This is a genomic window from Paractinoplanes ferrugineus, assembly GCF_016862195.1.
In the GTDB taxonomy this organism is placed as follows: domain Bacteria; phylum Actinomycetota; class Actinomycetes; order Mycobacteriales; family Micromonosporaceae; genus Actinoplanes; species Actinoplanes ferrugineus.
In genome coordinates, this window is sequence record NZ_BOMM01000009.1 from 99,745 (window position 1) to 120,765 (window position 21,021).

Here is a 21,021-nt window from a genome sequence, read left to right on the forward strand (position 1 = left end):
GAGGCGAGGCGAGGCGAGCGTGCAGTAATCATGGTCGTCTTTCTGGGGTGATGAGGTGTCGCAGCCGACGGATCACAGACTGGACGAACGCAGCACCATAACCGCTGCCGTTATGCTGCCTCCCGCTGCGGTTCCGCTGCCGTCGCGACGTCACAGCAGGTCAGGGGGGAAGCGTTGAACGGGGCGCCACTTCGCTTCGAGATCCTCGGCGAGGTGCGGGTACTGCGTGACGGGGTTCCGCTCTCGCTCGGACCGGCCAAACAGCAAGCGGTGCTCGCCGTACTGCTGCTGCAGGCGGGCCGTCCGGTGCCGACCCACCAGATCGTCGACGCGGTGTGGGGCGACGATCCGCCGGAGAACGGTGCCAACGTCGTACAGAAATATGTCGCCGGCCTTCGCCGGGTGCTCGACCCGGACCGCGCGCCGCGCACCCCCGGTGAACTTCTCGCCCTCACCGGCAGCGGCTATGTCCTGCGCGCCGAGGGCCGGATCGACGCCGACGACTTCCAGGCCGCGCTCAGCCGGGCCGAGGCCGAGCAAGCCGCCGGACAGACCACCGAGTCGGCCGGCACCCTGCGCGCCGGGCTGGCCCTGTGGCGCGGCGACGCACTCGCCGGGCTGACCGGACCGGTCTTCGACGCCGCCCGCACCCGGCTGGCCGACGCCCGGGCCACCGCCTGGGAGCGCTGGGCCGAGATGGGGCTCACCCGCGGGCACGCCGAGGCTCTGCTGCCCGAGTTGGCCCGGCTCATCCAGGAGTTCCCGCTCCGGGAGGGGCTGCGGGCGCACCAGATGCTCGCGCTGCACCAGGTCGGCCGGCAGGCCGAAGCGCTCGCGGCCTACCGCGACGCCCGGGAGTACTTCCTCGACGAGGTCGGCGCCGAACCGGGCGAGCGGATGCGGGCCGCGCACATGATGATCCTGCGCAACCAAGCGCCCTCCGCGCCCGTGCCGGTGGCCGCGCCCACCCCCGTGGCCGCGCCCACACCCGTGACCGCGTACACCCCTGTGGCTGCGCACACCCCTGTGGCTGCGCCCGCGGCGGTGCCCGCGCCGCGGCTGCCGCAGCCGAGCCCACCGCCGCCCCCGCCGGTGCACATGTTCGCGCCCCACGCACCGGTCCACCTGCCGCCCCGCCGGGGCCTGCGGACCGCCCTGGAGATCATCGTCGCGCTGATCGCCCCGCTGTTCACCTGCGGCGCGTTCGGCTGGGTCTATCTGGCGTACGCCGGGATCAGGCGGCGCGACGGATGGCACCTCGCGGCGGCCGGCATCTACTTCGCGCTGTTCGCGGGCGGATTCTTCGTGTTCGTCTTCATCGACCCGTTCGGGACGCTGGACACCGACGAGGTCACCGGCGGCGACAACATCGAGATGCTCTACCTACTCGGCGTCGGCGTGGTCAGCGCGGTGCACAGCGTGATCGTGGCGGCCCGCGCCGACGGCTTCTACCAGCGCGACCAGGCCCGGCAGTTCGCCGCGTTCGCCCCCGACCGGGCCCGCGAGATCGGCGTCGGGCGGCCCGACCTGCACATGCGCCTGATCGACGACGGCGGCCTGATCGACCTCAACCAGATAAGCGCCTTCGAGCTGGCCCGCGTCGCCCGGCTGCCACCGGCCCAGTGCCTGGAGATCGAGCGGGACCGGCAGACCCGCGGCGCGTTCTACCGGCCCGAGGACCTGGTCGCCCGGGGACTGGCCACCGAGCGCACCGTCCGCCGGCTCCGCAGCCGGCTGATCTGCCTGCCGCCCGGACCGGCACCGGCCCCGGTGGTCTGGCCCCCGGCCCGCTAACGCGACCCGGCTGACGCCAGCTGGCGCCGGGCGACGTACTCGACCAGTTCGATCAGGACATTCCGGGCGGCCAACTGCTCGCGGGCGTCGAAGAGCACCACCGGCACCCCCGGGTCGAGATCGAGCGCCCGGCCCACCGCGTCGGCGGCGAACCGCTGCTCGTCGAAACAGTTGACGGCCACCACGAACGGGGTGCCGCGCTGCTCGAAGTAGTCGATCGAGGGGAAGCAGTCGGCCAGCCGGCGGGTGTCGGCGAGCACCACGGCGCCGAGCGCACCCTGCGACAACTCGTCCCACAGGAACCAGAAGCGGTCCTGACCGGGCGTGCCGAACAGGTAGAGCTGAAGATCCTCGGTGATCGTGATGCGGCCGAAGTCCATCGTCACGGTCGTGGTGGTCTTGCTCTCCACGCCGTCGAGACTGTCGGCACCCTCCACCCCGGTGAGGATCTCCTCGGTCTGCAGCGGACGAATCTCGCTGACCGAGCCCACCATGGTGGTCTTCCCGGCGCCGAAGCCACCGGCAATCAGGATCTTGAGCGCGACCGGGATGCGCGATGATGCGCCGTTGCGGTCAGAGCGCACGGAGTCCATTGACAACCGCCTTGAGTACGTCGACGTCGTGCGGCTGGGACGCCGCCGGGGGTTCGTACATCGAGATGAGACCTGCCGAGCGTAGATCACCCAGCAGGACCCGGACCACGCCGACCGACAGGTCGAGGGTCGAAGCCAGTTCGACGACCGGGATCGGCTGCCAGGCCGCGGCGACGATGGCGTGGTGCTCCGGCTGCAGCCGGACACCTCGGTGATGTTCCGGTGCGGTCGCCACGACGAACGCCATCATGTCGATCTCACCGCCGGCCGGCGCCACCCGCCCCTGCGTCACCGCGTAGGGACGAACCACCGGCCCGGCGTCGTGATCGAGCCAGTCGTGCGCGAGGCGCAGCGGGTCAGCCGGCATCGGCGGGTGCCACCGCGGAGCGTTCCGGCGCGCTCATGCTCTGCCCCACCCGGGTGACCAGCATCGCCATCTCGTAGGCGATCAGGCCGAGGTCGGCGTCGCTGGCCGCCAGAACCGCCAGACAGGCACCCTGACCGGCGGCGGTGACCAGGAGGAAGGCCTGCTCCATCTCGACCACCGTCTGCCGCACCGGACCGGCCCGGAAGTGCCGGCTCGCCCCCTTGGCCAGACTCTGGAAGCCGGCCGCCATCGCCGACAGGTGTTCCGCGTCCTCCCGCTTCAAGCCGGTGGAGGCGCCCATCAGCAGCCCGTCGGCCGACAGCACCACCGCCTGCCGCGCGCTGGGCACCCGCTCGACGAGATCGTCGAGGAGCCAGGTGAGTTTCGCGCTCTGGTTGGTCGTCTGCGTCACTATGCGTCCTTTTCCGGCCTGCTCGAACTGTCCTGCCCGGTGTTGCCGGCGCGGTCGCCGTCCGCTGCCGTCGTCGCTCCGTTGCGGGCTTCCTCGGCAACCGCGACGTGCACGATCGCCGGGAAGCTGACGGTAGCCGCATCCTCGAAGGACGCGCCTGCGGGAGGTACCCCGTTGCCCGGTTTTTTCGGCTTCGGGTGATCTTCAGATGAAGGTTGGCTTAAATATTTCGCCGCGTCGATGCGGCCCCTGGTCGTGCCGCTCTGCAACGCGCTCATGATGCTGCGTAGTTGTTCGGGCGAACGCATCGGCAGGGTCGGCTCGTCCTGCTCCACCGACGCCGGTTTGCGCAGCTGCGGCGCCAGGCTGGCCTGCCGGACCCGCTTGGGCAGACCGTCGTCGGTGACACTCTCGGTTTTGTCGGCGGTTTTGTCGGCGGCCGTCGGCACCGCGCCGCCGGTCGCGGGCTGCTCGCCGAGCTCAGCCGCCCGGGCCACGCGACGGCGCTGCACCAGTCCGTCCGAGCTCAAGCCGTCCGCGACCGACGACGGCACCGGACCGCTCGGCACCGGTCGGGGGATCTCCCCCGACTTCTCCCGGGTGGACTCCGGGGCTCGGCGCTGCAGCGGGATCGGCCGGGTCCTCGGCTCGACCGGTTCGGCCTGGGGGACGGCCATGATGATGCCGTTGACGGTGATCGGCCGGCCGCTCGCGGTGATCTCGCGCAACTCCTCGGCCCCCTGCCACTGCAGGGCGGCGAGCGAGCGGCGCAGCGGGTCCTCGACGCCCGAGCCGACAAGCGGGCGGTCCGGTGCGGCCGGCAGTTCGCCCGGCCCCGGCGCGGTGACCACCAGGTCGCCCGGGACCAGCACGATCGCGGTCACCCCGCCGTAGGGCGAGGGGCGCAGCGAGACCCGGATGCCGTGCCGGCCGGCCAGCTGGGCCACCACGAACAGACCGAGCCGGGCGCTGTCGGCCGGGTCGAAGTCGGGCGGCTCCACCAGGCGGCGGTTGGCCTCCTCGATCGCCTCCGGCGGCATGCCGAGACCGCGGTCCTCGATCTCGATCGCGTAGCCGTTCGGCAGCACCTGACCGGAGACCTGCACCCGGGTCTGCGGCGGCGAGTAGGAGGTGGCGTTCTCCAGGAGCTCGGCGAGCAAGTGGATGACGTCGCCGACGGCCCGGCCGAGCACCGCTGACGATTCGATCGCCCGGATGTCGATGCGCTTGTAGTCCTCGACCTCACTGATCGCGCCGCGGACCACGTCGATCACCGGCACCGGGTTGCGCCAGCCGCGGCCGGGCGCGGCCCCGGCCAGGATCACCAGGTCCTCGGCGTGCCGCCGCATCCGGGTGGCCAGGTGGTCGACCCGGTAGAGGTCCTCCAGCTCCTGCGGCTCGGTCTCGCGGCGCTCCATCTTGTCGAGCAGGGCGAGCTGCCGGTGCAACAGGGTCTGGCTGCGCCGGGCGATGTTGAGGAACACCTCGTTGAGGCCGCGCCGGACGTTCGCCTCCTCGACCGCCGACCGCACGGCCGTACGCTGCACGTCGTTGAACGCGTGACCGAGCTGGCCGATCTCGTCCCGGCCGTACTCCAGCGGGGGTGTCTCGACCTCGACGTCGACGTTCTCGCCACGCTGCAGCCGACGCACCACAGTGGGCAGTCGCTCGGTCGCCATCTCGAGCGCCTCGGCGCGCAGCCGGCGCAGCCGGCCGACCATCGAGCGGCCCACCCGCACCGAGACGAGCACCGACACCGCGAAGGCGATCAGGCCGAGCAGGGCGGCGGCCAGCAGGCGCAGCAGGATCTCGGTGGCGAGCGAGGCGCCGCGGTCGGCCAGCCCGCCGATCGCGGAGTTCTCGAAATCGCGCAGCTGCTGGGCGGACTTCTCGTAGGCCGGGTGCCAGGTGTCCGCGCCGACGGGCGAGAGCTCACCCGGGCGACTCTGCCCGACCAGCCTGTCCATCATGCGGTTGAGCTGCCCGAACGCGTCACCGCTGCTGAGCTTCTGGTATTGCGCGCGGCTCGCCTCGGGCATGTCCTCGACGCCCTGGGCGAGCAGGTAGCGCGCGGTGCCGACGTCCTGCACCAGCGCGGACCGCAGTTCGTCGGTGAACCGGCCGCCCACCGTGACCGCGGCCAGCAGCGAGTCGACCCGGCTCAGGTATTCCTGACCGCGGCTGACCGTGGCGAGCGCCCGGATCTGCCTGTCGATCTCGTCGTCGGGGAACGTGGCGGTGGCCGCGAACATGTCGGAACCGGTCTGGATCATGCCGTTGTAGAGGTTCTGCGCGCCGATCGGGTCGAGCTCGCGCTTGTCGACGTGCCGGCGCTGCGCGGGCAGGGTGCCGATCTCGGTGAACAACTGGTCGATCCGGCGCCGCAGGGTGTCGCCGGCGTCGGCCGAGGCGTCGCCGTCGCGGGTGGCCGTGCGGAAGTCGTCGATCGCCCGGTCGGTGGCGGCCCGCTGCTGGGTGAGCTGGCCGACCGAGGCGCTCGGGTCGGCCAGGAACTGCACGGTGATGCGGCGCTCCCGCTGGAGCTCACCGATGATGACCTCGCCCGGATTGCCGATGGTGTCGGAGAGATTACGCGCGGACAGCAGGTTGAGCGCCGGGCTCGCGGTGAGTGCCGTGGCAAAGATCCACATTGCGAGCAGGGCCACGAGCGGCACCGTCACCATGGTGATGATCTTCGAACGGATCGACCAGTTGCGGGTTCTCATCAGGCTCCGCCCGAGGGTTGGCAGGTTGCAGGACGTCACCGACCGCGTGCGCCTTGGCGAGAATACGTAAAACCTTCAACCGGAGCCACCGTTCATCAACAGGAATATGTGTTAACTGTCCTTTTTGTCCCACGCAGTCCCGACGCTCTTGGCAGTCGTGGATGTGACAGACCCAAAACAACAGGTGCGGAGCGCTTGAAAAGGATTGACGAGCGGCAGTGAGTGGGCATACCGGGAGTGAAGAAGGAGGAGCCGATGTCCCCCACACTCACCATCGTCCTGATCATCGTCGTCCTGGTGGTCATCGCCGCGATCGTGTACGGCGTGCAAGCCGGCAGGCGTAAGAAGCTGCAAAGCACTTTCGGGCCCGAGTACGACCGCGTGGTGGCCGACACCGGCAGCCGGACCGAGGCCGAGAAGGAGCTGCGCGAGCGGGAGAGGCGGCACGCCGAACTGGAGCTCAAGGCGCTCAGCCCCGAGTCGCAGGCGAGGTACAGCGCGGCCTGGGAAGAAGTCCAGATCCAGTTCGTGGACAGCCCGTCCGAGGCCGTCGACACCGCCGACGAGCTCGTCACCCGGCTGATGGCCGAGCGCGGCTACCCGACCGGCGAGTACGACGAGCGGCTCGGCATCCTGTCCGTCGCGCACGCCAACACGTTGCAGAACTACCGCGACGCGCACGAGATCAGCGAGCGCAACAAGGGTGGCTCGGCCAGCACCGAGGACCTGCGTCAGGCACTGGTGCACTACCGGGCGCTGTTCGCCGATCTGCTCGGCACCGATCCGGTGTCGACGAGTAGTAGTACCGCTACCACTGAATCCGTTCCCGACGAAGCGCCGGCGCCCGCTCCCCGTACGGCCGCCGACAACGACGCCGCTGCCACCGACACGAGCCGCTGAGGGAGTCCACCCGCCATGAAGTTCTTCTCCAACGAGGCCAAAGAGAACGACGACCAGGCCTACGACCGCTCTGACGTCGCCACTTCCGAGCCGGTGACCGTGCCGCCGCAGCGGGCCGGCTCCCCGTGGACCGACACGCCCGGCGAGCCCGGCACGGACCAGCGCGAGTCGCAGCACCGCTCGGACGACTCCGACGACGGCGAGTTCCGGCAGGACAGCGCCGTTCGTGACGACGACGCCGAGATCGCCGAGCAGGAACTGCGGGACGGCACCATCGAGCGCTCCTCGGACCGCCCCGAGGACCGCCCCGAGGAGCCCGAGGTCGAGCGCATCTCCGACCCGGTGACCACCACGTACGCCGCGGACGGCACCGTCACCCACGCCGACGAGCCGGTGGACATCCCGCTCGACGACAACCGGTCCGACGAGACCGACCACACCGACCGGCTCGACGACGCCGACCGCCTCGACCACACCGACCGGCTCGACCACACCGACCGGCTCGACGACGCCGATCGCACCGTCGACGCCGACCGCGTCGACGAGAGCGGGGCCCTCAAGGACGACGGCACGTTCGGCAGCCCCGAGGCGGTCGAACCGGCCACCGGCAAGGCGATCGACGAGGACGACGCGCCCGTCGCGGTCGACCCCGAGCCGGTCCCGGCCCTCGCCGTCGACGAGACCCCGGTCGACACCTCGGACGACACCCGGGCCGACGAGTTCGAGGAAGACGGCTTCAAGGAGGGCGAGACGGTCGGTGCCGTCGCCGCCGTACCCGTACCCGTCGAAACCCCCGCGGCCTCGACCCCCGGCAGCTCCGCGCCCACCCCGGTGGATCGGCTCTTCACCGAGGGTGACTCGTTCGCCGAGCGGTTCCGCGACATCCAGCTGCGCTTCGTGGACAGCCCGAAGGAGGCCGTCGGCGACGCCGCCACCCTGGTCGGCGAGGCGGTCGACAAGATCACCGCAGCACTCGGCTCGCAGAAGGACGCCCTCGGCGGCGACTCCGACGACACCGAGCAGCTCCGGGTGCAGCTCCGCGGCTACCGCGACCTGCTCAACCGGCTGACCGGCCTCTGATCGGCCACACCGCACACCGGAAGGGGAGCCTCGGCTCCCCTTCCCTCGTTTCACGGGTTAGCGTGCCGCTATGCGCGCCGGCCGTCTCGTCTCGCTCCTGCTGCTGTTGCAGACGCGGGGGCGGATGTCCGCGCGCGAGCTGGCCGAGCAGCTCGAGGTCTCGGTGCGCACCGTCTATCGCGACGTCGAGTCGCTCGGCTCGGCCGGGGTGCCGATCTATGCCGATCGGGGGCCGGCCGGCGGTTATCAGCTGCTCGACGGCTACCGAACCAGGCTCACCGGGCTGACCGAGGACGAGGCGGGCACGCTGTTCCTGGCCGGGGTGCCCGGCCCGGCGGCCGAGCTGGGGCTCGGTTCGGTGCTGGCGGCGGCGGAGCTCAAGCTGCGGGCGTCGCTGCCGGGTGAGCTGGCCGACCGGGCCGATCGGGTACGGGACCGGTTCCATCTCGACGCACCGGGCTGGTTCCGGGGCGACGAACCGACACCGCACCTGTCCACAGTGGCCGACGCGGTGTGGAACGCCCGGCTGCTGGATGTGCGCTACCGCCGGTGGAAGCAGCCGCGCGAGGTGACCCGTACGCTGCAGCCGCTCGGCGTGGTGCTGAAAGCGGGCCGGTGGTACCTGGTGGCGACGGCCCGGGACCGGACCACGGCCTACCGGGTCGCCAGCATCCTCGACGCCGTGATCCTCGACGAGCCGGCCGCACGTCCGGCCGGCTTCGACCTGGCCGGTTTCTGGCAGGAGTGGACGCAACGCTACGAGCGGAGCGTCTACACGATGACCGCGACCGTACGCATGACGAAACCCGCACTGGACCTGATGGCGTTCGTCTTCCCGCCGGAGATGTCCCGGGTGGCGCGCGAGTCGGCGGGGCCGCTCGACGAGGACGGCCGGCTGGTCACCACCGTCCCGGTGGAGTCGGTGCGGCACGGCCACATCGAGTTGTCGAAGCTGGGCGCGGACGCCGAGGTGCTGGCCCCGCCGGAGTTACGTGACCGATTCGTCGAAACGGCCCGGGGTCTGGCCGCGACCTACTTGACGCCGTCCTGAACCACGGAGCCGGCCGCGATGCCGCCGGTGTCACCGCTGCGGGTCAGGCCGGAGCCCGGGGCGGCCGAGGACGGGCCACCGCCCGGCGACTCGGTGCCCGGCGTCGCGCCGGTGCTGGGGCCGGTCGGTGGAGTGGTCGCGGTGGTGGCCTCGGTCGGCGGCGTGGAGGTCGGCTCGCTGCTGGGCTCGGTGCTCGGCGCCGACGGCGTGGTGGCCGACGGCGACGCACTCGGTGCGGTGCTGGACGACGGCGACGGCTTGCCGGTCAGCGGCAGCACTCGGCCCCGCGGCGTGGCCGCGACCTCCGGCTCGTCACCGAGCAGACGGTCCGCGCCCGTCCCGCCGACCAACCGGTCTGGAACGGCTGTGTGCTCACCGACGACGGCCGGTGGTTTCGACGGCGCGACCTCGACCGAGCCGAGCCGCACCCCCATCCACATCGCCGGACCCAGTCCTACTGCGACGATCGCCCCGGACAGTGCCGCGGGTCCCCGATTCATCAGTGACCTCCCCCATGTCAAGACGATCATCCAGCCACATCCCGCAACATCACTACCCAATTCGGGAAAGGCCAAGCGAACAACAGCTGCGGCTATTGTGACTGAAGGTGATCGCCCGGTCGCTCATTCGTCGGGGATGAGACGGTGTTGACATGGGTCACGGACCGCGGGCCGCGAAGGTTCACGGTGGGTGATGCCGGTTTGCGCGCAGTGTGCGAGTCGCTCGCTTCAATCAGCGGGTGCTTGTCAGGAACGCCACAGCGTCGTCGAGGGCCGTCCAGCCGCCCGGCAACTCGTCGGAGTCGAGGGCTGTACGCACGTTGATGGTGCCGCCGTCGCGCAGGCTCATCTCCCAGGAACGACGACCGTTGCGATGGGCCGATGCCCCGGCCAGATCGGTGAACGGCACGAACCGGCTGCCCGCGCTGCCCACCGGCGGCTCGCTGCCGGCCGGGGTGCCGTCGGCCAGCACACCGTCGGTGGCCAGCCGGCTCAGTCGCCGCTTCGCCTCGCCGTTACGTGACCGGGGCAGCCCGGGCACCAGCACCAGGCCGGTCTCGACGATGAGCAGGTCGCTGCGCACACCGTCGACCAGCACGTTGACCACCCCACCGATCACCGGCACGCGGGCCACCGGCCGATCGCCGACCGGGGCGATGACGCCCGGGTCGATGCCCATCGCGGCGATCCGTTCCCGGGCCTCGCCGACCGTGGCCGGATCGGTGGCCAGCTCAGCCACCCCGGTCAGGTCGAGAGGTGCCCCGTCGGGCGCGACCACCTCGGCCGTGCCCAGCCAGCTGTGCCGCCACCGGGCCACCCCGCCGTGCAGCGCGGCCAGCGCCAGCAGCAGGGCGATCAACTCGGCGATCCGCCCGGTGGTCTCCTCGGCCGGCAGGTCGCCGAAGACCGTCTCGGCGATCTTGCGGAGCCGGCCGTCGGCGGCCAGCTCGAGCACGTCGGCAGCACCCCTGACCGGGCTGCCGGCCACCCGGGAGATGGCCCGCAACGACGCGTCGGCCTCCCGTTCCATCTCGGCGAGGCGGGCCGCGCCGAAGAACTCGTCCCAGCTCGTCACCGTGCGCCCGGCCGGCGGGAAGGCCACCGCCTGCAGCGCCCGGCCCAGGGCGGGCAGCTCGGGCAGCAGATCACCGGCCGCGGCCGGCTCCGGCTCGGGACCTTCGACGGTGAGCTCGGCCAGCGCGGCCAGCCGCTCCGGCACCGGCGGATGCGGATCCCAGCGCCCCGGCGCCGGCGGCTCGACCATCCGCAGCATGGCCAGGTCCTCGCCGCGCGCGGCCAGCACCCGCAGGAAGCCGCCGAACACGTCGTCCGGCACGAACCCGGCCTGCCAGCCGGGACTCAGGTATTCCGCATGGAAGATCTGCTGCAGCCCGTCGAGGACCGGACCGTCGCGCAGCACCCCGGCGGCGGCGCGGCCCCCGGCGAACTCGGCCGCGACCCGGTCGGCGAACAACTCCTGCTCGCGGGCGAACGGGGCGTCAGCCGCGCCGTACCAACCGGCATAGGCCCGCAGCAGCGGCCCGGACGGGCTGCGACGCGGGATGCGCGGCACGATCCGGGCCACGGCGGCCCGGCCGCGATAGGCCAGCGGGGCGAACCGGCCAAGCCGCGGCGAGCCGTGCGCCAACTCGTGCGCGACGGCCGCCCGCAGCCAGGTCTCGTCCCAGGCCAGCAGCGTGGGCATGCCGAGGAACAGCTCGCGCCGGCCGCCGCGCAGACCGGCCAGCCGCGCGTGCTCCGACAGCGTCACGGTGGCGCCGGCCACCACGGTCACCGCAGCCGGCGGGCGCACCCCGGCCGCGGTCGCCGCGTCGTCGATCATCGACCAGAGCGCCGGGGCGTCGGTGCGGCTCACCGGCACCCCGGCCGGGCTCGGCCGACGCAGCCGCAGGGCGCGCACGGTCGCGAACCACAGCAGGCCCGCCGTCGCGATGACCAGCGGAAGCGCGATCCGCACCGCCGCCGCACCGGGCAGGGCCTGAAGCACCAGCAGCACGGCCACCAGGACCGCCACCACCTGGAGCCAGACGACCGCCAGGAAGCCGGCGAACCGGGTCGCGGAGACCGTCGCCTTGCCGTCGCGCACCGCGACCTCCGTCGTTTCGACCGAACAGGACCGGGCACAGCCTAGAACGGCCTACCGCCAGAAAACCCAGACGCGGAGTCCGGTGGCGGGAAGAATTAAGAAAGTCTTGCGCACCGGCTCCGGGCGGTCACGGAAGGGGATACGGATGGCCACGGCACTGCGCGACCAGACGGCTGCCATCCCGATCAAGGGATATGCCTGGTTGCCGGATCTCCGACGCCGCACCCACGGCCAGCCCGCGCCGATCCGGCTGATGGGCCGGCCCGCGGTCGCGATCGGCGGCCCGGCCGCGGCTCAGTTCTTCTACGCGGCCGGCCACATCCAGCGGCACGACGCGATCCCGGGCATGGTGCTGGACACCCTGTTCGGGCGCGGCGCGGTGCACACCCTCGACGGGCACGCCCACGAACTACGCAAAGCGATGTTCGTCTCGCTCCTCATCGGAGACGGCGTCGACACGCTCGCCAAACACGTCGGCACCGCGTTCGACGAAGCGGTCGACGCCCGGCGGGGCGGACCACCGTTCTCGCTCTTCGACGAGACGGCCGAGGTCATCGCCGAGGCCGTGCGCCGCTGGGTGGGCATACCGGACGGAGTGCTCCCGGCCGCCGACCTCGTGGCGATGGTCGACGGTTTCGCCACGGCCGGCCCGCGCCAGGCGCGAGCCCGGCTGGCCCGCCGGCGGCAGGAACGCCGGCTGGCCCGGCTCATCGAGGACGTACGCCGGGAGGAGCCGTCTCCCAACGCGCTGTCCGCGATCGCCCACCACACGGCCGACGGCTACCTGATGGATGCCCGTACCGCCGCCGTCGAACTGCTCAACATCGTGCGCCCGGCCACCGCCGTGAGCTACTTCGTGGCCTTCGCGGCGCATGCGCTGGAGCGCTGGCCGGGCCACCGGCAACGGGTGGCCGACGACGATCGGTACGCCCTGGCGTGCACCGACGAGGTGCGACGGTTCTACCCGTTCGTCCCGTTCCTCGGCGGGCTGGCCGCCCAGGACCTGCACTTCCAGCGGACGCCGATCCGGCAGGGCACGATGGTGCTGCTGGACGTCTACGGACAGCACCACGACGAACGGGTCTGGCCCGAGCCCTACCGGTTCCGGCCGGAGCGGTTCCTCGACCGGCCGGTGGGCCCGTTCGAGCTGATCCCGCAGGGCGGCGGCGACCCCCGCACCGGCCACCGCTGCCCCGGCGAGCAGATCACGATCGCCCTGCTCAGCACGATCACCCAGCGACTGGCCCGGCTCGACTACTACCTGCCGCCGCAGAACCTGTCGATCGACCTGTCCCGGATCCCGGCCCGGGTGTCGTCCGGCCCGCGCATCGCCGTGGTCTGACCCACCCGGCGGATCACTCCCAGTCGATCTCCGGGGAGCGGTAGAAGTTGAGGCCCTCGGCGGTCCAGCGCGGGCCGAACGTGGCCAGCCGCGCCCGGAACGACTGCCAGTCCCGGGCCCCCCGCGGGGTCCAGCCGATCTCGGCGATCGCGCACAACCGGGGCAGGGCCATGAACTGCACGTCGGCCGGCGAGCGCAGGGTCTCCGACCAGAGCGGGGCCTCGACCCCGAGCAGCGACTCCTCCCCCACCCCGGGCAGCCGGTCGGCCGGATCCCAGTCGTAGGAACGTTCCACCCCGACCACGCCGGCCCAGTCCAGGCCGAGCGGGCTGTCCTTGTCGTATTTCATGTCCAGGTAGCTGCGGTCGGCCGGCGACATGATCACCTGGTGCCCCCGGCTCGCCGCGCGGGCCACGCCGTCGTCGGCCGGCTCGACCCGCCAGTACTGCGGCACCGCCGCCGGGGGGAGGTCGACCGCGGCCATCTCGTGCCAGCCGATGACGCGTTTCCCGTACTTGCCGGGCAACGGCAGCACCCGGGACATGAACGTCCGGTAGTCCTCGGGCGGGGTGGAGAACGCCTCGTCACCGCCGATGTGCAGGAACTCGCCGGGGGTCAGGGCGGCGACCTCGCGGATGACGTCCTCGACGAAGGCGTACGTCTCCTCCCGGTCGGCGCTCAGCGAGCTGTAACCGACCTCGTCGTCGGTGCGCGGCGTGACCGGGTTTCCGTCGGCGGTCAGTTCCGGATAGGCCACCTGGGCGGCGTTGACGTGGCCGGGGAGGTCGATCTCCGGGACGATCGTGACGAAGCGCTTCTCGGCGTAGGCGACCAGGTCGGCGTACTCCCGCCGGGTCAGGAAGCCGCCGCCGGCGCCGTCGACGCCGGTGCCCTCGCCGCCGCTGATTTCGGTGAGGCGGGGCCAGCCGGGAATCTCGAGGCGCCAGCCCTGGTCGTCGGTCAGGTGCAGATGCAGATAATTGATCTTGAAGCGGACCACCGTGTCGAGGTAGGACCTGATCTCGGCCGGCGTGAAGAAGTGCCGGGCCAGGTCGAGCATCGTGCCGCGGTAGGCGAATCGCGGCCGGTCCTCGATGGTGCCGCCGGGGATCTCCGCCCGCTGACCCGCGGCCGGCAGCAACTGCCGCAGCGTCTGGACGGCGGCGAACAGACCCCGGGTGGTCGCGGCCGCCAGGGTCACCTCCGCCGGGGCGATCTCGATCCGGTACGCCTCGTCGCCGCCCCCGCTGTCGGGCCCCTCGAGCAGAACCCTTATCGAGCCGTCGGCACCGGTCACCGGAACGGGGTGGCCCGTGGCCTCCCGCAGCAGCTCAGCCAGCTGTTCGGCGATGTCGCGGGCGGCCGGCACGGCGCTCACCGAGACCGTGGGAGACAGGTGGAAGTTCGCGGCCGCGTCGGGCCGCACCGAGACCGGGAGGGGGATGACGTCACCGAGCCGTCTCAAGGTTGCGCGCACCCGAGGAACCTTAAACTGTCTTTTCATGTCGATCATCACCCGTCGGGCCGGGCTTTCCGACTCCGGCCTGCTGCATGACCTCGCTGCCCGCACCTTCGGTCTGGCGTGTCCACCGGGCACGGCGCAGAGCGACATCGACGCGTTCGTCGCCGCGCACCTGTCCGCCGAGAGTTTCCGTGGCTACCTGGCGGACCCGGCACGGATCATCCTGGTCGCGGAGGAGGACGGGGTGCCGGTGGGCTATTCGATGTTGATCGGCGGTCCGATCGCCGACCCCGAGGTGGCCGCGACCGTGGCGGCGGCGGTCGGCGGCAAGGGCAGCATCGAGCTGAGCAAGTTCTACCTGGCCCCGGAGCGGCACGGCTCCGGGGTGGCGTCGGCGCTGATGTCGGCGACGCTGCGGGCGGCCACCGCCACCGGGGCGGAGTACTGCTGGCTCGGGGTCAACCAGCGCAACGAGCGGGCCGCGAAGTTCTACGCCAAGCAGGACTTCGACGTGATCGGCGTGAAGCGCTTCCGAGTGGGCGAGATCTGGCACGACGACTATGTGCGCCTGCGCGCCCTCACCCCGGCCTGACGCCGGCCCGTTCGGCCGACCCGCCGCGGGGCGAGCGGTCAGGCGACCTTGACCGGGGTCCAGTCGAGGTATTTGCCGGTGCGGTTGTCGCCGGACGAGTGGCCTCGCAGACGGCGGTTGAGCCACGGCAGCACGTGCTCGCGGTAGTAGCGGGCCTCGCTCAGCAGGCCGCCACGGTCGTCGAGGTCGGCGTCGATCACGTGCGCCTCGGTGGGATAGCCGAGCGCCGTCAGCGCCAGGCCGGCCACCCGGCGATGGCCGTTCGAGTTGAGATGCAGGCGGTCCGGCGACCAGTAACCGGCCCGGCGGATCTCCTCGTCGTGGAAGACGTCGACGAAGGTGATGTCGTAGTCGCCGACGAACTGGGCGACCCCGGAGGTCAGCGCCTCGGCCCGGCGGCGCATCACGCTGCCGAACGGGAGCCGGGCCGACGGGTCGGCGCCGGCCAGCAGCAACACCTTGACGCCGGCGTCGGCACAGCGACGCAGCACCTTCTCGGTGAGGGCGACCAGGTGGGACATGTCGCTGCCGGGCCGCATCATGTCGTTGCCGCCTCCGTTGAGCGACAGCAGCGTCGGCTTCGGCGAGAGCGCCAGGGCGGCCTCCAGCTGATCGTCGACGATCGCCTGGAGCAGGCGCCCACGAATGGCGAGGTTCGCGTATTCGACCGGCTCGTCCTGTCCCGCGGCCAGCCCGGAGGCGACCAGGTCGGCCCAGCCACGCTCGGTGCCATCCGGCAGCGTGTCCCCGAGACCCTCGGTGAAGCTGTCGCCGATCGCCACGAACCGCGTCACGTTTCCTCCATTCGACAGCGGCAGTGATCACCGCCGCCCGAGGCTATCCAACCGGGCGGGCGGAACGCGGCGACACGTGACGGGCGTCGCCCGGTCAGTCGACCAGCGGACTGATCTCCGCGGCGACCCGGACCACGAAATCGACCGGATCCGGTTCGTCCACGGTGGGCTGGAGGATCACCTTGGTGGCCCCGTGGTCGACGAACTCGCGCAGTCCCGCCGCGATCTCCTCGGCCGAGCCGGCGACACCCGGGACGTCGATGCCGTAGCGCTCCTGCTGTTCCAGCAGTCGCCGCCGGCCGGCCGGGCCGAACGCGGCCGGCACGAACACCACCAGCTCGTGCGAGGCGGGTCCGGCGATGTGCCGCAGCGCCTCGGCGACCCCGGCCGGGGAGGTGCCGCCGGTCAGGATCGTGCCGTCGCCGACCTCGCCGGCCAGCGCGAGGGTCTTCGGGCCGGTCGCCCCCACGAAGATCGGCGGCACCGAGTGCGGCGGCCAGTCCAGCTTCACGCCGTCGAGTTTCACGTACCGGCCGTCCGTGCCTACCGTCTCGCCGCTGAGCAGGGAGCGCAGCGCTCCCGCGTACTCCCGCAAGAGCGTGAGGGGCGACGCCGGGCGGCCACCCACCTGGCCCATCCATTCCTGGACGCCGTGGCCGATGCCCGGCAGGACACGGCCGCCCGACATCCGGCTCAGCGCGGCCACCTCCATGGCGCACAGGGCCACGTTGCGCAGCGGCGCCGGCATGATGCCGATGCCGATCTTGAGGTTTTCCGTCCAGGCGAGGGCGGCACCGGCGGCCGCGACCCCACCGGCGAGGAAGCAGTCCTCCCAGAGCCACAGCTCCGCGAGGCCGGCCGAGTCGGCGGCCCGGACGATGGCGCGGAGACTCTCCGGCGGGTTCTGCGGGAGCGCGATGGCACCGACGGTGGTCATGGCGCCTACTCTGCCAGGTCGGACCGGGCCCGCGTCAGCGCGAAGCCGAGAAGGTTGAGGCCGCGCCACCGCGCCGGATCGGCCGCCCGTGGGTCGGTCGCGGTGAGGCCGATCCCCCAGACCCGGTCGGTCGGGCTGGCCTCGACAAGCACCCGGTCGCCGGTCTTCGACAGCCAGGCGCGCAGGTCGTCGTTCTGCCCGAACTTGGCCCGGCCGGCCTCGACCACTATCGCGAAGCGGTGCTCGACCCAGGTCTTCTCGTCGAAGCCGGCCACCCCGCGCCCGAGCATCTTGGCGTCCCGGGGGTGCCCGGCGGCGACGATCCGCTCGGCCATCCGCCGGTCACCGAAGAGCATCGCCTTGCGCCACATCATGTAGTGCTCGGCGCTGCGGAAGGTGACCCCGTCCACCGTGAACTCGACCGGCCACCACTGGCTGAGACAGCCGGCCCCGACGCTGCCGTCACGTTGTGGTTGATGCCCCCAGAAGTACAGATATTTACGCTTCTTCGGGTTTGCGATCAGTTCGTCGACATCCACGGACTCCATCTTGCCGGGTCAGCATTTTCGACAATTCTTATATAAGATCTTACTTATGAAGTACGGGAATCTGTCGTAGGCGCCCGATAGCTTCTGCGTGCGGATCGGCGCCACGGGGGCGCCGATCCGTCCAAAGCCTGACCACGGTTCGGAGACACCCGTCAGGCGGTGCCGCGCAGCAGGGTCTCGCCCGCCGCGCGGGCGCGATCTCGCAGTTCCGGCGGAGACTCGATGGTGAACGGGACCCCCAGCACCCCGAGCACCATCACCGGCCAGCCCAGGTCGTCCACACTCATCCGAAGTCGGCAGCTCGCCCCCTCCGTCCCGGCGCCCTGACCGGCTGGCAGCGGCTCCACCACGCCCCAGTGGCCGACCGCGCCTCGCACCTGCTCAGCCGGGCAATGAAGAACTATCGAAACGTCATGGCGGGTGGGGATCGCCGCTATCCGGGAGCGCAGCCACGTGACCGGGTCGCCGCCGGGGAGTTCGCGCGGACGGAACCGGGCTCCGGTGGCGGCGGGATCGGTGAGCCGGTCGACGCGGAAGCTTCGCCAGTCGGCGCGGTCGAGGTCCCAGACGATCAGATACCACCGCCGCCCCAGCGAAACCAGCCGGTGCGGCTCCACGTGGCGGGCGGAGACCTCGCCTTCACGGGCCGCATAGCCGAAGCGCAGGCGTTCCTCACCCCGGCAGGCCAGCGCGAGGGTGGTGAGCACCTCGGCGTCCAGGGTCGGCCCGCCACCGAAGACGCCCGGCGCGGTCACCGCCTGAAGAGCGTCGATCCGGCGGCGCAGCCGGGGTGGGAGCAGCTGAATGACCTTGGCGAGGGCGCGGACCGAGATCTCCTCGAAGCCGGCCACCGCGCCCGCGGCCGAGGTCCGGAGCCCGACCGCGATGGCGACGGCCTCGTCGTCGTCCAGCAGCAGCGGCGGCACCGCGGCACCGGCCTGCAACTGATAGCCGCCGGCGGCACCGCGGTTGGCGTCCACCGGATAGCCGAGGTCGCGCAGCCGCTCCACGTCCCGGCGAAGGGTGCGCGGACTGACCTCGAGCCGATCCGCCAGTTCGGCGCCGGGCCAGTAGCGGTGCGTCTGCAGAAGCGAGAGCAGACGCAACATGCGCGCGCTGGTGTTGGCCATGACCCCAGAGTCCACCACAATGCGGCCAGAACCTGTCCGCATCGCTCCCGCGTCCGCAACCCGTGGCTTGCTCAGCGCGCGGGCCGGGCCGGAAACGCCGGGGTGGGGGCGGGGCGCTCGAGCGGGTGGCCGCTAACGTCGAGCCTCGCGGCGTCGGCAGGTGGAGGGGTGCATGTTCGGGTGGCGGCGGCGTGGGACGGCGGAGATCATTCCGCGGGCTCTCGGGCGGCTCATCGAAGGGATCAATCCTCGGCCCGAGCGGGCAACCCCGCGGCAACGGCGACGAAACCCCGATGCGGTGGTCGACTGCGCGGTCTATGCCGGTGGCGCACGGCGGGCCGGGCTGGTGCACTACACCGAGGCGGCCGGGGTCGCCCGGCGCCGGGGGACGTACGTCTGGCTCGGGCTGCATGAACCCGACCTGGTGACGATGCGTTCGATCGCCGAGGTGTTCGGACTGCACGAGCTGCTCGTCGAGCAGAGTGTCGAAGGCGGGCACCGGCCGGCGCTCGAGACGATCGGGGACGTGACCCGGATCGTGCTGCGGACCGCTCGATATGTGGAGCACGAGGAGCTGACCGCGACCTCCGAGGTGGTCGACACCGGCGACGTCACCCTGCTGATCGGCAGCTGGTTCGTCATCTCGGTGCGCCACGGGGCGGCCGGGGCGCTCTGGGCGGTGCGGCAGGACCTGGAGAAACGACCGGCGGTGCTCAAGCTCGGGCCGTGGGCGGTGGCGTACGCGATCGGTGGCCGCATGGTCGACGACTACCTCCAGGTCGCCGGGGCGGTGGAACGCGACCTCGAACGGCTCGAGGAGGAGACCTTCGTGCCGAAGCGCTCCCCCGAGATCGCCCACTTCTACCAGCTGAAACGGGAGATGGTCGAGTTCAAGCGGGCGGTGCTGCCGCTGCAGGAGCCCCTCGGCCGGCTGCTCGACCAGCCGGATGTGCCGGTCGGCCTGCGGCCCTACTTCGTCGACGTGCAGGGCCGGCTCGCCCGCGCCGTCGATCGGGTCGCGGGCTTCGACGACCTGCTCAACTCGATCCTCCAGGCCCGCCTCGCGCAGGTGTCGATGGACCAGAACAACGACATGCGGATGATCGCCGCGTGGGCCGCCATCGCCGCGGTCCCGACCGTCATCGCCGGCATCTACGGGATGAACTTCAGCCACATGCCGGGGCTCGACTCGCACCTCGGATATCCGATAGTGATCGGGGCGATCGTGGTGATCTGCGGCGGCCTGTACTGGCGGCTCAAACGGTCCGGATGGCTCTGAGATCAACCGAACGGTCACAGCCGGTTACCACTATTCGCCGGATCCACTCCGGACAGCGCCGGAGATCCCACCCGCTCTCCCGTAGATGCCCTCACTCCGAGTAATTAGCGTTGATCACGGGTCGACCGTGTATCGAACCGGAGGGAGGGCTGATGTCCGCTACTGATCTGACGGCAAGCGAGCAGTCGCGGCTGCCTTACGAGACGATCCGGACCGTGGGACCGTTCTACGGCGTAACCGCCGAACGGATGCGCGCCGCCCTCATCGGCCTGCACGCCGCCGACCCCACGCACCGGGTCGTGTCCCGGCTCGACCGCGCGGGCCCCCGCTGGGAGCACCTGGACGCCGAGGCGTTCGCGTTGCACGCCGGTGCGGCGGTGAGCGACCTCGGCGACTGGACCGTCGACTTCGACGAGGCGACGAGCCGCCTGCAGGCCGAGCCGCGCGGTGCCTACCCGCTGCGCATCGTCGTCGGCGCCGGTTACGTCGCGTTCAAGGTCTCGAACGCCTACGGTGACGCCGAGCCGGTCAACGAACTCGTCCACGAGCTTGTCCGCGCGGCCGCCGAGGGCCGCACCGCGACCTTCCCGCCGGCCCACCGGCACATCCGTTACCAGCTGGTCAAGACCTGGTGGCAGCGGTTCGGCCTGTGGCCCGCCCGGGAGGTGGCGACCCCGGTCTCCCCCGCCGCCGAGCTGCGCGACTGGGCGCCGCAGCTGACCCAGCGCAGCGACCGGTCCGGCGAGATCCTCCGGCACATCCGGCAGTGGCGCGACCGTACGGCACCGGGAGTCACGACGACCGCGATCACGTTCGCGGCGTTCGTTTCCGCGCTGCGCGATCTTGGACTCGACCCGGATCTGAGCGGAGCCGTCGTACACATCGACGCACGCCGCTATCTTGCGCGGAACGCCCGGGTCGACAGCAACTTCAGCATGGGCGTACGCCTGAGCCCACGCGATCTCACCGACCCGGGTTCGGTGCACGAGACCCTCCAGGCCGAGTTGGCGTCCGGCCGGGTGCTCGGCATGATGCTGCGGCGCTCGGCCCGGATCGCGGTGACCGGTGAGGCCGGCACGCCCGGCCCGTACCCGAGCAAGATCTCCACCACGCCCCGTCCGCGGCTCACTCTGAGCAACCAGGGCCGTCATGACCTGCTGTCCGACCTGCCCTGGACCGTAGACGCGGGGTCAAGAGCAAACCTAAGTGTACCCACGCACAGTGACCCCGAAGGCATCACGCTGACCACGAGCGAGCTGGACGGGGCCCTGCATCTGGAGGCCACGTTCCACGCCTCGACCTACGACCCCGAGCTGATCACCCGGGCCCTCGACGTGGTTTGCACAAATCCGGCGGGCATCCTCGCCCACCGATAGATCAGGACCTGCGCCCGGCCGGCACTGCCCC

Annotated in this window: 19 protein-coding genes; 8 read left to right on the top strand and 11 right to left on the bottom strand. The window is 71.5% G+C overall.

The annotated features are described in order from the left end of the window. The first annotated feature begins 174 nt into the window (after positions 1–174). Positions 175–1,794 carry an AfsR/SARP family transcriptional regulator gene (locus Afe05nite_RS06960; protein WP_203816136.1) on the top strand — a complete coding sequence of 540 codons (1,620 nt, stop codon included), beginning with the start codon at positions 175–177 and terminating at the stop codon, positions 1,792–1,794. Here the strand turns inward: Afe05nite_RS06960 and Afe05nite_RS06965 are convergent. From Afe05nite_RS06965 to Afe05nite_RS06980, 4 genes are read right to left on the bottom strand one after another with little or no spacing between them, the layout of a single operon-like run. After that, complete coding sequence (locus tag Afe05nite_RS06965; RefSeq protein ID WP_203816137.1) at positions 1,791–2,387, bottom strand: GTP-binding protein; 597 nt, start codon at positions 2,385–2,387, stop codon at positions 1,791–1,793. The genes Afe05nite_RS06960 and Afe05nite_RS06965 overlap by 4 nt on opposite strands. Further along, positions 2,368–2,754 carry a DUF742 domain-containing protein gene (locus Afe05nite_RS06970; RefSeq protein WP_203816138.1) on the bottom strand — a complete coding sequence of 129 codons (387 nt, stop codon included), beginning with the start codon at positions 2,752–2,754 and terminating at the stop codon, positions 2,368–2,370. The genes Afe05nite_RS06965 and Afe05nite_RS06970 overlap by 20 nt, the downstream gene beginning before the upstream one ends. Then, positions 2,744–3,166 carry a roadblock/LC7 domain-containing protein gene (locus Afe05nite_RS06975; RefSeq protein WP_438867709.1) on the bottom strand — a complete coding sequence of 141 codons (423 nt, stop codon included), beginning with the start codon at positions 3,164–3,166 and terminating at the stop codon, positions 2,744–2,746. Before Afe05nite_RS06975 ends, Afe05nite_RS06970 begins: the two co-directional genes overlap by 11 nt. Further along, positions 3,166–5,892: a sensor histidine kinase gene (locus Afe05nite_RS06980; RefSeq protein WP_239117615.1), complete on the bottom strand. Its 2,727-nt coding sequence runs from the start codon at positions 5,890–5,892 to the stop codon at positions 3,166–3,168. The genes Afe05nite_RS06975 and Afe05nite_RS06980 overlap by 1 nt, the downstream gene beginning before the upstream one ends. A 255-nt stretch (positions 5,893–6,147) precedes the next feature. Between Afe05nite_RS06980 and Afe05nite_RS06985 the strand changes: the two genes are divergently transcribed. The 3 genes from Afe05nite_RS06985 (at position 6,148) to Afe05nite_RS06995 (ending at position 8,923) form a co-directional block, all read left to right on the top strand. Next, positions 6,148–6,792, top strand: coding sequence for a hypothetical protein (locus Afe05nite_RS06985; RefSeq protein ID WP_203816139.1), 645 nt, complete (start codon positions 6,148–6,150; stop codon positions 6,790–6,792). Between the two features lie 15 nt (positions 6,793–6,807). Continuing rightward, complete coding sequence (locus tag Afe05nite_RS06990; protein WP_203816140.1) at positions 6,808–7,872, top strand: hypothetical protein; 1,065 nt, start codon at positions 6,808–6,810, stop codon at positions 7,870–7,872. Positions 7,873–7,942: 70 nt separating this feature from the next. Continuing rightward, complete coding sequence (locus tag Afe05nite_RS06995; RefSeq protein ID WP_203816141.1) at positions 7,943–8,923, top strand: helix-turn-helix transcriptional regulator; 981 nt, start codon at positions 7,943–7,945, stop codon at positions 8,921–8,923. Here the strand turns inward: Afe05nite_RS06995 and Afe05nite_RS07000 are convergent. Beyond that, positions 8,905–9,423 (bottom strand): hypothetical protein, encoded by a 519-nt coding sequence (locus tag Afe05nite_RS07000; protein ID WP_203816142.1) that lies wholly within the window; start codon positions 9,421–9,423, stop codon positions 8,905–8,907. The two genes, Afe05nite_RS06995 and Afe05nite_RS07000, sit on opposite strands and share 19 nt — an antisense overlap. Positions 9,424–9,655: 232 nt before the next feature. Next, positions 9,656–11,530: a M48 family metallopeptidase gene (locus tag Afe05nite_RS07005; protein WP_203816143.1), complete on the bottom strand. Its 1,875-nt coding sequence runs from the start codon at positions 11,528–11,530 to the stop codon at positions 9,656–9,658. Between the two features lie 145 nt (positions 11,531–11,675). On the opposite strand from Afe05nite_RS07005, the gene Afe05nite_RS07010 reads away from it, so the two are divergent. Further along, positions 11,676–12,872, top strand: coding sequence for a cytochrome P450 (locus Afe05nite_RS07010; RefSeq protein WP_203816144.1), 1,197 nt, complete (start codon positions 11,676–11,678; stop codon positions 12,870–12,872). Between the two features lie 13 nt (positions 12,873–12,885). On the opposite strand, the gene Afe05nite_RS07015 is transcribed toward Afe05nite_RS07010, so the two are convergent. Then, entirely contained in the window at positions 12,886–14,349 is a 1,464-nt protein-coding gene (locus Afe05nite_RS07015; protein WP_239117616.1) for a beta-N-acetylhexosaminidase, read from the bottom strand. Positions 14,350–14,374: 25 nt separating this feature from the next. Here Afe05nite_RS07015 and Afe05nite_RS07020 point away from each other — a divergent pair, with 25 nt between their 5' ends. After that, on the top strand, positions 14,375–14,926 hold the full coding sequence (locus Afe05nite_RS07020) for a GNAT family N-acetyltransferase (RefSeq protein WP_203816146.1): 552 nt from the start codon (positions 14,375–14,377) through the stop codon (positions 14,924–14,926). A gap of 38 nt (positions 14,927–14,964) precedes the next feature. On the opposite strand, the gene Afe05nite_RS07025 is transcribed toward Afe05nite_RS07020, so the two are convergent. The 4 genes from Afe05nite_RS07025 to Afe05nite_RS07040 all read right to left on the bottom strand — a co-directional run bounded on the left by Afe05nite_RS07025 (position 14,965) and on the right by Afe05nite_RS07040 (position 18,335). Then, entirely contained in the window at positions 14,965–15,720 is a 756-nt protein-coding gene (locus Afe05nite_RS07025) for an SGNH/GDSL hydrolase family protein (RefSeq protein WP_203816147.1), read from the bottom strand. Between the two features lie 94 nt (positions 15,721–15,814). Next, a complete protein-coding gene (locus Afe05nite_RS07030; protein WP_203816148.1) occupies positions 15,815–16,657 on the bottom strand; it encodes an LLM class flavin-dependent oxidoreductase in 843 nt (280 codons plus the stop codon). 5 nt (positions 16,658–16,662) lie between these two features. Next, positions 16,663–17,196, bottom strand: coding sequence for a riboflavin biosynthesis intermediates N-glycosidase (ybiA, locus tag Afe05nite_RS07035; RefSeq protein ID WP_498371338.1), 534 nt, complete (start codon positions 17,194–17,196; stop codon positions 16,663–16,665). Between the two features lie 161 nt (positions 17,197–17,357). Further along, positions 17,358–18,335, bottom strand: coding sequence for a helix-turn-helix transcriptional regulator (locus tag Afe05nite_RS07040; protein WP_239117617.1), 978 nt, complete (start codon positions 18,333–18,335; stop codon positions 17,358–17,360). Positions 18,336–18,633: 298 nt separating this feature from the next. Between Afe05nite_RS07040 and Afe05nite_RS07045 the strand changes: the two genes are divergently transcribed. Both Afe05nite_RS07045 and Afe05nite_RS07050 read left to right on the top strand, forming a co-directional pair. Beyond that, positions 18,634–19,614, top strand: a complete 981-nt coding sequence (locus Afe05nite_RS07045) for a magnesium and cobalt transport protein CorA (RefSeq protein WP_307835628.1) — start codon at positions 18,634–18,636, stop codon at positions 19,612–19,614. Between the two features lie 152 nt (positions 19,615–19,766). Beyond that, positions 19,767–20,990: a hypothetical protein gene (locus tag Afe05nite_RS07050; protein ID WP_203816151.1), complete on the top strand. Its 1,224-nt coding sequence runs from the start codon at positions 19,767–19,769 to the stop codon at positions 20,988–20,990. The last annotated feature ends 31 nt before the right edge of the window (positions 20,991–21,021 follow it).

Coding starts and splice junctions, on each gene's coding strand:
- Afe05nite_RS06970 (WP_203816138.1), bottom strand. CDS start 2,754: ATGCCGGCTGACCCGCTGCGCCTCGCGCACGACTGGCTCGATCACGAC.
- Afe05nite_RS07010 (WP_203816144.1), top strand. CDS start 11,676: ATGGCCACGGCACTGCGCGACCAGACGGCTGCCATCCCGATCAAGGGA.
- Afe05nite_RS07050 (WP_203816151.1), top strand. CDS start 19,767: ATGTCCGCTACTGATCTGACGGCAAGCGAGCAGTCGCGGCTGCCTTAC.
- Afe05nite_RS06985 (WP_203816139.1), top strand. CDS start 6,148: ATGTCCCCCACACTCACCATCGTCCTGATCATCGTCGTCCTGGTGGTC.
- Afe05nite_RS06965 (WP_203816137.1), bottom strand. CDS start 2,387: ATGGACTCCGTGCGCTCTGACCGCAACGGCGCATCATCGCGCATCCCG.
- Afe05nite_RS06995 (WP_203816141.1), top strand. CDS start 7,943: ATGCGCGCCGGCCGTCTCGTCTCGCTCCTGCTGCTGTTGCAGACGCGG.
- Afe05nite_RS06980 (WP_239117615.1), bottom strand. CDS start 5,892: ATGAGAACCCGCAACTGGTCGATCCGTTCGAAGATCATCACCATGGTG.
- Afe05nite_RS07040 (WP_239117617.1), bottom strand. CDS start 18,335: ATGGCCAACACCAGCGCGCGCATGTTGCGTCTGCTCTCGCTTCTGCAG.
- Afe05nite_RS07020 (WP_203816146.1), top strand. CDS start 14,375: ATGTCGATCATCACCCGTCGGGCCGGGCTTTCCGACTCCGGCCTGCTG.
- Afe05nite_RS06990 (WP_203816140.1), top strand. CDS start 6,808: ATGAAGTTCTTCTCCAACGAGGCCAAAGAGAACGACGACCAGGCCTAC.
- Afe05nite_RS07000 (WP_203816142.1), bottom strand. CDS start 9,423: ATGAATCGGGGACCCGCGGCACTGTCCGGGGCGATCGTCGCAGTAGGA.
- Afe05nite_RS07030 (WP_203816148.1), bottom strand. CDS start 16,657: ATGACCACCGTCGGTGCCATCGCGCTCCCGCAGAACCCGCCGGAGAGT.